The organism is Sphingobacterium sp. G1-14, assembly GCF_002196555.1.
Lineage (GTDB): Bacteria > Bacteroidota > Bacteroidia > Sphingobacteriales > Sphingobacteriaceae > Sphingobacterium > Sphingobacterium siyangense.
Map to the genome: position 1 here is coordinate 5,714,193 of NZ_CP021381.1, position 14,910 is coordinate 5,729,102.

The window sequence follows — 14,910 nt, forward strand, 5'->3', positions numbered from 1 at the left end:
TTATTGAATAATCGGGACGAATCGGAGATATTCTAAAATAATAGGACCGGTACCATTGCTCATAACAAGCAAAGGCAGATTCCCATATTGGTCTTGCGTCACCACACCTAAATAAACTTCTCCGTGATTGAGCGGCTGTACATCAAATGTCATTCGCGTATCGTTTGCACCCAAGTTATTGACGACTGAACGTTTGTATAAATCCACCTCATTAACCGAGATAAGTTTCGGATCAAAAAAGTAGACATATTGGATAAACGCTGCTGTTTGCGGATCACCAGCCAATCCCATAATTGCTCGTCCGTATACTTTATATTTAGCGACGTTTATACCTGTAGCGCGATACTTTACATAAAAGGAAGTAACTTTATGATCATATACTTCAATGTCATTGTATAAATTTCCTTCATTATCTCGCTTTTCCCTGAAAAAGGTATTTGATCGCTTATCCGTTTGCTTGTAACCGATGGGCCTTGCCCCCAATACCTTGATTTCCTTGATCTGATCCGCTAATGCAAACTCAAGTCGCTTCACACGATAAACAACTCCATTACTGGCCTTTGTCCGCGAGATAATATTTGTGGGGTCAAGACTAAATTTGGTTCCCGCTATTGAAATCAGATTATTTGTAAGTTGATCCGTTGCCAATTCCCCCTCTACAATAAAATCGCGCAACAAAGCCTTTTTAGCAAAAAACGTAGTCGTACTGTCGGGACGGAGCGTATTCCCTTCCTCATAGGCTGTCGCATAGAAAGGTCTTAACTTAGCATACTCGGTCTCAAAATTTTCGTCGTCTACGACGAAATAGGTGTGTTTCTTATTTTCAGTCGTCATATTGCGACGTACTTCCGTATACCATACCGGACTATACCTGTAATATATAATATCACCCTCTGTGGACACTGTATCAAAGGAATTTACAGCCTCAATTTGCTTGGTGTCGGCAAAAAAGGTGCGTACTAGATTAAATATATTCTGAAGAGGCTTTAGGGGACGACCTACCACATGGTACAGTCCATTGCTCGCCACCAGATTCCCCTGAAGAGGTTCAACACCGTCAAATGCGCCATGCGTAAACTCCACATATTTATTACGAAAGTTTAATGCCTTTACGGTATCAGCTCCTGAATTCACATTATAGACCGAATTGATAATATGGTAGCCTACAAAACTCTTGATCACCGCAGTATCGGAAAAATTATATTGATCCTGTACAGCAGCAATGGCATCATTAGTTGGTACAATCAAGGTATAATTTTTCGATGCTTTCAACGATTCACCATAGCCCGATTTATTGAGCAGGTCCATAAAAGTTGAAAACTCAGCATGCTCGGAAATAATGGTGTACAAGTTTTTTTGAGCATCGGCATCACCTCCTCCAAAATGATCCTCCCAATTTTTGGAACAAGCAGACAATAAACACATGCCCAATACGACTAGGTAAATTTTATAAATTATAGCTTTCATAATTGTGTATCCTGTTATTTTGGTCTATAAAAAAGTTCACCTGAAATCTGATGAAATCTAGGGTAGTTCTGCTCAAGATCATCTGCGGGGATAAATTGGATCATATCCAGATAGACGGTATTGCTACCACACTTCTTATCTTTGATCGCTTCAAAACGGATGACATGTCGATCAGTCGTCTCGACATTGATAATACCGGCCAAACGGCCAACATTCAATGGAGCTTCACTACCCGATTTTGCCTTGAGTCCACCGGTAATATTATTTGCATTGTAATCGCCTACTGTTGCCATGTAACGTTTGTAACCCTGTGCCAGCATCAGATTATCCGCATTTGCATTCGCGAGGTCGCTAACGCCCGAAGCGGTCAGACTTTGATTCAATATGATCGTATTGGGCAGGATTTGTTCATCCCCTTTTCCAGGATTAAACGTCGCCTGAATCTCTGGGGCATCGCCATGCTGGGCATAACAGATCCAGACTTTATACCGTCCTTTTACGAGATATGGAGTCTTAAATTCAATCCATTTTGCTCGCGCACTATTGTTCGCGCAAAGCGACAGACTTAAGAGGTCTCCATTTGCATAAGGGCGCTTCGTTTCTAAGGCTTTATAATAGTAATATCCGTTCGTACCAATGGTCGAAACCGTCAAACTATTAAAGGCAAAAGAATTGGCAATGGTCGCACCATTTGCCACCAATGCCTTGGAACTATTAAAATAGGCGCTTCCCAGTGCATTGACTAATTCGGGAGAGGTCGCTATATCAAAATACACGGGCACCTGCTGGCGGACCTTAATCTTAAATGGCTGTTTCGCTTCATGCAGCACACCATTGGACGCCAATACATCGCTTTGTGATCTGTTGATTTCAGCACCCGCTTCATGAACCCCATTAAACACGTCATCATTCAATAAGATCTGCGCACCTAATAATTTGGTTGAAATAATCTCTTTTGGAGCCAAAGTATAGATCGTATTTGCGGCAACGATGTCTTCCAAGAATTTGATATCGTTGCTTAAATGGTAGGCCACATATAACCACAAACTATCCTTATGGCTTTTTACATCACCAGTCTGTGAATAGGCTGCTTTCATATCCGCATAACTTTTGATTCCCTGTAGCTGCAAAACGGAGTCTGACTCAACAATAGCGGTCTGAAAACGTTTAGCATCCGCCACAGCTACACCGCGTTGATAATATAAAGTATCATAAAACCCAGTCTCTTTTAAAGCCTCGGCAAAAATGGAATAACGAGGATTATTGCCTATCAATTCAGCAAGACTCTGTGCTGGTGGAACTAATACTTTATTTATGGAGTGAATAATGCCGTTACCACAGCTAATATTGGATCTAATAATTTTTGCCGATTTATTAATTCGGTAAATCCCATTTTGCACATCTGTGTATAAATATTCACCTAATAAGCTCGCTGTTTTGATTTTCCCATCTGTAAAACGTGTACTGCCTACCGTATCCCTGACCACGTGATATTTGACAAAATCCAATAGCTGCGCATCTGTAAAATCATTCAATCCTGTTTTTCCATTATCTTTGATCCAGGCATTAATGCTCTCATTATTGGGAGCAAACAATGTATAGGTACCATACGCACCTAGATAGCCCGCCGTTTTCGAGCGGTATAAGATTTCGGTCAATAAGGAATAATCAGTTTCATGCGCTTCCAAATAACCTGTAATATTCACTTCATCTGAAGTTGAAATTCGATATTTCTCTTTTTGACAGGAAAATATAAGCGCAACAGATAGGACAAACCATGTCCCTATCAGCCAATATTGTTTTCTAAAATTTCTTTTCATAACGATCTATTTTAGGTAAAATGGGTTTTGCTTCAACTGTTTGTCTTTGAAGAGTTCAGTTTCCAAAATGGGAAGATAATGGCTGTCCACATCGCGCACTTTATTAATTGCCGATTGGCGTACATTAGCGTCTACAACTTTCGTTACAAGATCTACTAGCACATTGATGTTCGCATAATTATCTTTCTTTGCCAAGCGCAAAAGGTCAAACCAACGTTTACCTTCAAAAGTAAGTTCACGTGCACGCTCAGCGAAGACGAATAGGATGATTCCTTCTAAATCTGTCGCTTCAATATTCGGATCCGTAGCTCTTATGGCTTTACGCTTGGTTCGCAAATCCTCCAGAAGTGCCAATGCTTCCGTCCCTCGCCCAAGCTCTGCCAGAGCTTCAGCACGCATCAACATGACGTCAGATACGCGGTAGAGCTGAAAATTGTAGTAGTCGGGTGATTCCGTACCGTATTTTCTCAGATCTCCCGACATACCATACAGGATTCCTTCTCCACGACTATCGAATAAATCTATATCTGTCCCTTCGTTGGAGGGAAAAATCTCATTATTCAAGATATCCACATTGGCTGTGAATGGTCTACGTGCAGTCACGCCAATATTATACATCGGATTTTCACTGGAGTTTTTATGGCTCAACTCCCAAATCGTTTCCATCGTGCCACCATCAAAAATTTCGGGCAGTGCTGCGCCAATTAAACTATATCGTCCAGTTTCTAAAATTTTTGTGGTCTGCTCTTCCACTTTATCGTATTGTTCCAGCCATAGATATACATCGGCCAATATCGCTCGTACCGCGGGTCTTGTCACCCGACCGGTATTTGTCGCATTGTAACCCGAAGTATTGACATGGTATTCGGGTATCCAATCCAAAGCCTGCAAGAGATCTTTCTCGATTTGCTTGAGCACTTCATCGCCAGTGGACTGCCCTACAGAAACAATATCGGTGTCTTTGGAGGTGCCTTTTAATTTTAAAGGGATATCTCGAAAAGTGCGAACTAAATAGAAATACAAAAAGCTGCGGACAGCTAAAGCTTCCCCCAAATCTGTATTGTATTCGGCCTCTGTAAAGGTAGGATCGGCCTGCTTTGCCTGACCTGCATAATCAATCAGCAGATTACAATTATTTATTGCGGTATAAATAGCACTCCAGTCCGCTATTAGATTTGTACTTAAAATATTGTAATTTTTTACCAGCCGATTGTCGTCTGTCGCATAACTTGTCAACCCAACTAAATCGGCCCTAAGTTCGCCCCACGTGAACAATTGCTGTTCAACAGGTCCTGAATTAAGGGAAGAATAGATACCGATTAAGGCGGCATGGACATCCTCCTTTGTTTTCCAAAATTCTGCACGGGTTATTCCATCCTGCGGCTGTAAATCCAGCCATTTATTACAAGAATTGAGTAAAATGCTTCCCGCAGCAACTAAACTCCATAAAATTGTTCTTTTCATAACCTTGTTTTAAAAACGTGCTGTAATACCTAGTGTAACTGTTTTTAATGGCGGTGTCATTGAATTATCCATTAACACAGTAAATGCATCCTTTAACTTTACGGCAACATCAGGGTCTTGACCGGTATACTTCGTCAGCGTAAATATGTTTTCTACGGTCAAATAAGCGCCAAGCCCCTCGATGTGAAACCGCTGCAAGAACTCTTTCGCAAAGTCATACTTTAAGGTGACTGTACGCAAACGTAAAAATGAAGCGTCCTCGACATATCGGCTGGATCCCAAAGAATTATATCCAGTTCCAAACAATGCACGCGGGATATCTGTAATGTCACCATCCTTACGCCATCTGCGCAACACGGCCGTGCTTTGATTGTTATACCCAAGCATATCAGTCGTATTCATTTTGGTTCCATTAATAATTTGAGATCCTTGTCTGTAGTTAAAGAAGGCGCTTAATTTCAAACGTTTATTATATCCCACATTAAATCCAAACCCACCCGTAAGCTTCGGATTGCTATTGCCCAAATACACAATATCCTTTTGATCAATCACACCGTCGTGGTTGATATCTTCATACATCGCATCGCCCGCCTGGAATACATAATCGACTGTAGGATAATTAAAACGCATATAAATCGTCTCACCGTCTGGGCTCACGATGGCATTTCCTTGTGCATCTTTTGCTATGGTAGCTTCCTGATCTTTGTAAACGCCCAAATAGCGAAATCCATAGAAAGATCCATACGGATTATTCTCCTGGAAATAGGTGAAAAATGTTTTGTTTTTTAATGATGATCTAGCATTTTCGCGCGGATAAAGCGGTGATATCTCGCGGATCACATTTTGATTGTGTGCAATATTGAACGTAAAACTGACATCCCATTTTTTATTACGAATGGGCACCACGGTAAAATTTGCTTCCCAGCCATCATTATCCATTGTACCAACATTCATAGCCAGTCCACTATATCCAGTGTAGGTCGGAATCTGAATATTGTCCATCATTAAATCCGTTGTTCTATTTTTATAAATCTCTCCACCAAACATCAAACGGTAGTCGAACATCTCTACATCCATACCCAAATTCTGCTGTGTCACCGTTTCCCATTTTAAGTCGGACAACTCTATATTTTTTGAATAGACACCGTTTTCATCCAAATAAGCATAATCATTGGTGCTATATACATTGATATAAGTATAATCACGTCGAGGAGCATTACCACTGCGTCCCCAGCTTGCTCTTAGCTTAATATCTTTTATGGCGTTAATATCTTTCAAGAAATTTTCCCTTCCGATCTGCCAAGCGGCAGAGAAAGCAGGAAATAATCCATAACGATTATCAGGACCAAATTTTGAGTTGCCATCACCACGCAGACTTGCGGCAAAAACATACTTTTTGTTGAGCATATAATTTGCCTGGATTAACGCTCCAATTGAGCGCGATTGTGTCGTTACAGATTTAGCGTCGCCGGTCAATGTGCGCGACGCAACACTTGGATCCTGCAGATAGGATGACGCCGTATTTGTTGAACTGAGCCCTTGGATCGTATAGCGATAGTCTGATGTTAAAAAGGATAGATTGGCCGTCAGTTGGTGATTGTCGCCCAATGCAGGGGTAAACAAAAGCCGGGTATTTGTACTCAATGAAAATTCATCCAAATCGGAATCCGATGCTTTATTCACCGTATTTTCCGTAAAAGGCCGACCTGTTGCCAACTGAGGTAAAAAGAGTTTGGTTTTGTTGTTTCTAATATTTAACGCCATGGTACTCACAAACCGCAAGGCATTAGGTATCAACTTATAATCCACATTAAACCGTGTCTGTAGAATGTCTCCCAATTGTTTACCAATCGCATTTTGAACCATAGAGAGCGGGTTATATGTAGTGGGATAAAATCCTTGCGCCGAAGAAGAAGGGTTAAATAGATTACCTGTTAGGTGCCCATATTCATCGTATTCCCAAATGGCCTGATTTGGCATCTTTCGATAAGCGATATCCCGTACATTAGCATGATAAAGATTATCATTGTCGACATGGGTATATGAAACGTCCGACTGAAAGCCGATGCGCTCAGAAACTACATAATCTAGATTGATACGAGCAGACAAGCGATTTAACCCTGTTCCAATGGTCGTTCCTTCTTGATTAAAATAACCTATTGAGGCCAGATAGCGTGCTTTTTCACCGCCACCACGTACCTGGAGATTATGATCTTGAAAATACCCCAACTGTGTAATGGCATCTACCCAGTTGGAATTGTTACTATAATTGTGATATATATAGGTATTATTCGGGTCGTACTGGAACTGCTGCGCATTATCTGTCGTTGAAAAGACCCTACCCGCATTATAGAATTCTTCAGACAACAAGGTCGAGTACTGATCGCCATTCAATAGTGGAATAGATTCAGGTTGCTTTGAAATAGATCCTTTGAAAGTGTATCCCAACGTGGGAGCACTAACTGTTCCGCGTTTAGTTGTGATAACCAATACCCCATTTGCTCCACGAGACCCCCAAACAGCAGTTGCAGCAGCATCTTTCAATACCGAGATATCCTGAATATCAGATGGCGCAATATTTAAAAGCTGCCCATACGCATTATCATCAGAAGTTGCAAAGTTGAAATCGTCCGGAATGGTAATATCATAAGGCATTCCGTCAACTACAATAAGCGGGTCAGTTGCTCCATTTAGAGACGACGTACCACGAATCCGGATCTGCATTCCAGCCCCCGGATCGCCCGATACCGTCGTGATATCCACTCCTGGTAACCTTCCCTGCAACGCTTGATCGACAGACACTGATTGCATTTCGGACAGCTCATCCATGCTAATCGTTGAGATCGCTGCTGTATTGCGTTCTTTCGAAATCCCCATACCCGTACCGTCATTGACAGGTTTTGACTTTGAGATAACAACCTCATCAATCACATTATTTGTCGATTCAATCTGTACATTGATTGTTTTCCTATCCCCTACAGCAATCGCACCCGAAGATTTATAACCCGTGTAGGAGACCGCCAGTTTCAAGCCTTGCATTCGAGCTCTAAGACTATAGTTCCCCTCAACATCTGTAGTCGTTCCGACAATTGTGCGGTTATCATTATCTTTTAAGACAACTGTTGCTCCGGCGATGGGTTGTTTTGTTCCCTTTTCTGTTACCTTTCCGGTGAGCAAAGCCGCATTATTTTGCGCGTAAACTCCTCCTCCCCAGAAAGTCATCCATACGATGCACCCTATTAAAATCAAATAGTTTATCTGTTTCATCATGTTTTCGGTTAGATTACAGGCCATGCTTTAAATATCCTTTGAGCGAATGTATCAATACGCGCTGTCCAAGTTGATTACTCTGCACGACATCAGCTTCAACGGTTCGGTTAAGATTATCCATCACCTGCAACTTATTAACCTGGTTGACAGCAACCTGTATCGATTGGGCATCCCCGTCTACATTTTTACAAAGCGACTGAAAGAATCCCGTCTTCTTTCCATCGATCGCAAATGAATTGCGCGCAATATGGTATTGGATAAATCGTGTTACCTTATCAATATCCGCTTGCGCCGTAGGAGCTGTAGCGGTTGGCAAATCACCGTTTGCAACTGCATTAGCGATTGCCTCATTATTAGGAATCAACAAAGTATAATTCAATCCGAGTTCTATTCCTTTGACAACTCCATCTGTAGCCGAATAAAGTGTGCTTGCAATAAGATATTTATAAAATGAATTGAATGGAGAGGAGGTCTGATCCGCTCCAATATTTTTAAGATAAAATCCAATATTGGTATTCGATGAAGTCAATCCGCCGTTAAGATAGACCGCAACTCCATTTAATGGCCCCGAAAGGTTATTTCCAATGCTGATTGAATCAATACGGATTTGCTGTGTTTCCGTTGGTCCATCCAAAGTTCCGCTAGAAGACATTTTCATCTGGTTAAACTTTACATACTCACCTGCATAGCTTTCCAATATTCCCTTTCCCGTTAAATCAGGCAAGGGATCGTTTCCTAATGGAATAATATGAGCCATCAGCACCTCTCGCATTTCCGGGGTGCCATTTCCGCCATTAAAACGGATCGGGTCTGAGGTATTATAGGCATCATAGTCAAAGCCCATTTCATATAACTTCTGATCCGATACAAGGATCAACATATAACGAATGGTTGGAATCTTTAAGGTCAAATTCATGCTCATGCGTTCCAATGCGCGACGCATGAAGCTATATTTAGGATCCAATAAAACATTGCCATAGACGGAGTGGAAGACATTGGCCTGTTGACACGCGTCTATACCATAAAATGCACCATTGCTCAATAATTTTGTCTCTTTGATATTGGCCTTTGTCACCTTAGGTAGTTCACCGACAAAGTTTTGCGCTTGGGAGAACTGGGATGGCCACACCTGTGTATTATACAGATGAGAATTTACAAATTCTGTTAAGACAGCAGGATTTGTATAAAAAAGATCTTTTAACGTGGTGCCTTGGGGGTAATACTTTAACAATACACGTTTAGCGTAATTACTTACAGCCTCATTGGTAGGTACCGTGATCGAAAAATTATTGGTTTGGGCATCGTTGGGATCTTCCTTTGCATAATTTTCATTGTTGAGCGCCAAACCAATCCCTGCATATCCTTTAACAAATACAGAATCCTTTTCCCCGGTAAGCACCTCATTCTTCCGTGTTATCTCCGCATTATATGTATAAGAGGCAAAAAAATCCAGAATTGATTTGAATGTGGAGTAACTCGTATTATCGCGGAGGTATTGATCGATACTCTTCTCCGCAATCAAAACTTTATTCACAACATGGATATAGCCATTCTCTGCGGAGATATTGCTTCTTGCAGGATCAATTTCAGCTGATCCAACGTTCAACCCCGTATAGCTGCTGTTAGGATAAAATGACTGATAATCTATAGCACCCAAACCACGCTGGTTCATGTAAGCATCAAAAAAATAGCTAATGTGTTTATTATTGTTATCCGTAGCTGCATAAGCTACATTAGGGCCGCGATTTGCTGAGACAAACCGTCTAATCTTGCCATTCCCTAAATCCTCTTTTTCAACAAAGTCATAGTATACAGATCGACGCCGAAAAGCAAAACCTTGCTGCCAACCTTTTGCTGAAAAATAATCGTTCAGCTTTTCAAGTCGCTCACCGTCATAAATCATTGAAGAACGCACAATCTTCTCGGCCAGTTTCGCATCGATCTTTGATACATCACTAATACCATTTTCCTTCATAAATTGATCAAAGGCCTGATCAGTGGGTGCAAATACTGTCCAAGAACCCGCAGTCCCGAGTGTATTTTTATAGCCGGACAGTTCAATGCAGCTCAGGTACTTCTTAAAGTCGCCCATTGAATCGAGCTGCTGGTAAATTGGGCTTGCCAGCCATTCGGGTCTACCATAGTAGGCGTCAAAGGCTTCCTTCCTACATGACACTACCGTAATCAATAGTGCAATCCAAAATAGGTTAAATTTGGATGATAACATAGTAAATGTATTAGGTCAATAATTTGGTTAATAATAAATTACGGCAAGTGCTCGTTGAGATACTTCAAATAATACGTTTTATGAAGCGAAAGTTTGTCCTTTTGCGGTTCATAATTGGTGTGACAAATATATGTCTAAAAGACATTTCCACCAACCTGCACTATCCTGTCTAAATGAGCAAATAGAACATAAAAAAGGTCGGACAAATACTGCCCGACCGTAACATTATATCAATACAAATTAATTGCCATCTGGTTTGATAACACTATTGATCAAACTTGGCGGCCAATACCAAGTTTTAAAATCATCTGGTTGCTGCGGATCAAAGTCCTGAAAATCGACGATATGGTCTGCTATCTTCAAGTTGTTTTCTTTAATTCCTGTGAGCACCATTTTAGCGATCTCATAGGCACCATAGGGATTGAAATGGGTATTATCGGCCAAATCATTTTTTTGATTTGGAAAAGTATGCGCAGGATAGTGAACAAATGCTTGTTTAGACTGCTCAACTCCTAATGCCTCGTAAAACAAACTCGTTTTCTGATTAAGATCTATCAAAGGCACCTGAAGTTCTGCTGCGACCTTCCGAGCCGCATCGGGAAAATCACCTAATGTCTGCAACAGTTTTCCTTGTCCATCAAATGCTCGTCGTGCTGTGGAGGTTAAGATAACTGGCAGGCCACCTTTTGCCCGAAATTCACGTACAAAATAACGTAAACGATCACTATAGCCCTTATAAGCACCTGCATTTTCTCCTTTTTCCTTTTGATCATTGTGCCCAAATTCAATAAATAAATAATCTCCAGGCTTGGCAACAGAGAGAATTTTTTCCAATCTTTTTGAGGACAAAAACGAACTTAGTGCCAGTCCAGATTCCGCATGATTAGCAATGGCTACACCTGCATCAAAAAATCGAGGAATCATTTGTCCCCAGGACGCCCAGGGCTCATCCTCTTGATTAACTACCGTCGAGTTCCCTGCTAAAAATACAGTCGCGACATTGCTTACCGACTCGATTCGAATGGTCGAAATACAATTTGTTTGCTGGAACTCCAAAGTCAACTTATTATCCCAGTCGAGTTTTTGCAGCTCCCTTGGCTTCTTCAATGCTACAGTTTCGCCAGAAACAATCTTTGGATCTTTGATATGTACAATAAAGGTCCTATCGAAAGATTTATTAGGTAATACCTCTTGGTTTTCGATCTGCAGCCTCCGGGATTCAGAACGTACGGTACTGCGGTAAGGCTTATCGTTCAAACCCTGATAGGTAATCGTAATTTTATAATTGCCTTCAGGAACTCTTACCGAAAAATAAAATGGCTTTTCGCTGAAAAGGCTTTTGTTATTTGAATCAATCCTGACATCTTGTTCTGTTGAAAATTCAAAACCATACCCTTGCTTATCCTTATAGGCTTGTGCTTCCCTTAAAGAAATTACAGTCTGGTTTTTCTTAGTACCACCAAAGCGAAATTCCCTGACAATCTGTTCGGCAAATAAAACATGGCAACAGACCTGTATAAAAAATGTGATCGTTAAGATTAATCTCTTCATCTCTAAGTTTTATTAATTTAGGAGACTCAAATATAATTTTTCCAATTGGTCAGACCACCCTGCGCTTACCTGTGCCTCCCTTTCGCCAACAGTTCAGGACAGCTAATCGCCTAATTTTCCGCACCTTTAATCATCATATAATAATTGGTATAATTATTCTTAATTTTAGGTTTTTAATAAAAGGTTTCCTCACCCCCGTTTGGAAACTTTTTATTTTTTAAAACTGGTCGTAACCATATAAATACACTCCTACCGATATATTAGAAAATGACTTCACAGGTACCGACAGCAATGAAAGCGAACAGAAGGTTCTTTCTAGCCAATAACATCAGACACTTTCAAAAAAAATAGGCCAGGCAAAAATCGCCTGACCTCTCACGATAACTAATAAAAAAACTAAATTCTTATTCCTATTATTGAAATTAATGTATTTTTTTGCCTGCCCTAAAATAACGGAGTTCAATAATGTCATTTGGAATAGGCTGCTTATTCCAATGATCGTGAATAACCAGAGCTGCACCAAGTGCCGTAGCTTGTGCCATTGATGCACCAAAAACTTCACTATTTGGAAAAGCTTGCGCTAATAACGTCATATAAATTACATTACGGCTAAATCCACCATCTACAAATATCCGTTGTACACCATTCTTTTGAAGAATCAAAGATGTCGCTTTTATCTGAGCCTTTACGAGATGCATCATCAAGACATGATACGCCTCAATATGAGTATTGAAATGTGTCAAATCTATCGAAGCAAATGCATCCGATTGGTCCGACACCTCCATCACTTGATATTTTTCAATAATTTCCCAATCGAGGCCAATCTGTTTGAATTTTCCAGTTGACACTTGAAAAAATTGAGCAATACGTTTGACTTGCTCTTCATGCTCATAACCGGCAAATAACCGCGATGCTTTTACAGACCGACCTGTATAGGTCATATACATCAAGCAATCTTGATTCAATTCATCTTTTGTCAAAGATTCTGTATTAAATGGATTGAATGAAATGCACCAAGTCCCCGTTGAAATCAACACAAAAGGTTCATGGAAATTGAGCAGGTAAGGAATCAAAGCCGAAGAACTATCGTGTAGCCCACTTCCAACTAGATAACCACTTCCTGGAAAAGTTGCCCTGAAGAGCTGATCTCCTTGAACGATAGGTGCCATTTTTTGTAAAATGCCTGTATCAAAAACCCACTGATGGTAATTATTTTTCTTAAAATCCCACAATGCTGTATGGCAACCTATACTTGTCATATCGGCATAGGGTTGTCCTGAAATTAAATAACTCAAATATTGTGGAAGATGTAATGCCCATTTGACTTCCTTAAACAGCGCTGGCTTTAATTTAAACAAACGATAGATCTGTAGCCCAGAATTAAGACTTCCCAAACTCGGAGACGAAGTTTCCAATGCGAATCTATCTTTTCCACCATATTGTGCATAGAATGACTCCAGCAGCTTTTTGGGATATTCCTTTAAATAGTTATATAATGGTGTTAAAGGCCGCCCATCTTTATCAATGTAGACAAAACTCGCACCATATGAAGTAAAATTAATCGCCTTAATCTCAAACTCACCTTTCCGAAAGACTTCATGTAATGAGTCAAAAACAGACAAACGTAAACTTTCTAGATTTTCACAGCTATCGCCATCTTCATCGGTAGTTTCTAAAAAACGAGCCGACCTCTCAAAAACAATCTGGTAATGCTCATTAAAGAGAAATAATTTCTTATTCGTCTTCCCGACGTCGAATATTGCAACTACTGGTATTGGTTTCCCCTTCATTCTTTTCCCTTGTTACAAACCAGTAGCTACAGAATTTATTCCGCGTTCTTCGATAAGTTTACTTCGTAAGTTTTCTTCGTTGAATAATCGAACTGGATTTAGTGCAGCACCACTTCTTAACCTTGCTTCTGCAACAAGCGGTCTGACATCAGTTCGAAACGCATCTTGCAAGATTTCCTGAGCTTTCACGATATCATTTGTCTGCTGTGCCTGTTTCAATGCTTTGCGATCAACTAACAAAGCCTGTGCATAGGCGATCTTAATCGCTTCAACTGATTGTAACAAATCGACCAAGGGATCTTTCAGGTTATGAGAAGCGTCAATCATCCAACCCAACCCTGTCGCATGGTCTATCCCATTCAAATCCATTCCATCGACCAATTCGTTGAATATCAGAAATAACTGATATGGCTTAATGCTGCCCGCTGTTAGATCGTCGTCAGCGTACTTACTATCGTTAAAATGAAAACCACCAAGCTTGCCCTCCATAAGCAATAGAGAAACAATCTGTTCAATGTTAGCATTGGGTAAATGGTGTCCCAAATCAACCAAAGTATAAGCTTTAGGACCTAATTTATTGGCCAATAGTAAGGATTGCCCCCAGTCTCCAATAGTTGTAGAATAGAAATATGGTTCAAAAGCTTTGTATTCCACAAACAATTTCCAATCGTCTGGTAGGTGCTTATAAATTTCACTTAAGCTAGACAATGTATTTTGAAATGCCTCTCTAAAACTCAACTGCCCTGGAAAAGATGAACCGTCAGCGAGCCAAACTGTAAGAGATTTAGATCCCAAAGCTTTTCCATAATTGATAACTTCAATATTGTGGGCAATAGCCTGTTCACGTACTTTAGGATTGACATGGTGAAGCGAACCAAATTTATAGCTGTATTCTTGTCCAGTCTGATCTTGAAATGTATTGGAATTCACTGCGTCAAATGCAATACCGAGTTTAGATGCCAATGATTTGATTTTTTCTGCATCCGAAGGGATATCCCAAGGTATATGTAAGGAAATAGCACCGCTTGATTTGTTGAGCGCGTGTAATAAGCCTACATCCGCTAACTTTTGCTCCAAAGTTCCGGGCTCACCCGCTCCGGAAAACCGCCCAAATCGAGTACCACCTGTTCCTAATGCCCAGCTTGGGATAGCAATTTGAAATTTCTGGAGTTTGTCCAAGATTTCCTCTGTGTCTGAAATATCTGCCGATACATAGTCAAAAGCTCGTGTATGTTTCTCCGCTAATTGGTTATTGTGCTGATCTATAATTTGTTTATCAAGAATCATAATATTATTGGTTATCGTCTAAAAATTCTTTAGG

The 14,910-nt window shown here is 40.5% G+C and carries 8 protein-coding genes; all 8 read right to left on the minus strand.

What is annotated here, in order from left to right; genetic code table 11:
- A complete protein-coding gene (locus tag CBM24_RS24625; RefSeq protein ID WP_088163083.1) occupies window positions 1–1,467 on the minus strand; it encodes a fasciclin domain-containing protein in 1,467 nt (488 codons plus the stop codon).
- A 14-nt stretch (window positions 1,468–1,481) separates the two neighbouring features.
- Window positions 1,482–3,287 (minus strand): fasciclin domain-containing protein, encoded by a 1,806-nt coding sequence (locus CBM24_RS24630; RefSeq protein ID WP_088163084.1) that lies wholly within the window; start codon window positions 3,285–3,287, stop codon window positions 1,482–1,484.
- Window positions 3,288–3,293: 6 nt separating this feature from the next.
- Window positions 3,294–4,751 carry a RagB/SusD family nutrient uptake outer membrane protein gene (locus CBM24_RS24635; RefSeq protein ID WP_088163085.1) on the minus strand — a complete coding sequence of 486 codons (1,458 nt, stop codon included), beginning with the start codon at window positions 4,749–4,751 and terminating at the stop codon, window positions 3,294–3,296.
- Between the two features lie 9 nt (window positions 4,752–4,760).
- Window positions 4,761–8,021 (minus strand): SusC/RagA family TonB-linked outer membrane protein, encoded by a 3,261-nt coding sequence (locus CBM24_RS24640; protein ID WP_088163785.1) that lies wholly within the window; start codon window positions 8,019–8,021, stop codon window positions 4,761–4,763.
- A 13-nt stretch (window positions 8,022–8,034) separates the two neighbouring features.
- Window positions 8,035–10,248 (minus strand): fasciclin domain-containing protein, encoded by a 2,214-nt coding sequence (locus CBM24_RS24645; protein ID WP_088163086.1) that lies wholly within the window; start codon window positions 10,246–10,248, stop codon window positions 8,035–8,037.
- Between the two features lie 240 nt (window positions 10,249–10,488).
- Entirely contained in the window at window positions 10,489–11,799 is a 1,311-nt protein-coding gene (locus tag CBM24_RS24650) for a rhamnogalacturonan acetylesterase (protein WP_088163087.1), read from the minus strand.
- Window positions 11,800–12,221: 422 nt separating this feature from the next.
- Entirely contained in the window at window positions 12,222–13,589 is a 1,368-nt protein-coding gene (locus CBM24_RS24655; RefSeq protein ID WP_088163088.1) for an FGGY-family carbohydrate kinase, read from the minus strand.
- A gap of 12 nt (window positions 13,590–13,601) precedes the next feature.
- Window positions 13,602–14,876, minus strand: coding sequence for a TIM barrel protein (locus CBM24_RS24660; protein WP_088163089.1), 1,275 nt, complete (start codon window positions 14,874–14,876; stop codon window positions 13,602–13,604).
- Window positions 14,877–14,910 lie beyond the last annotated feature (34 nt).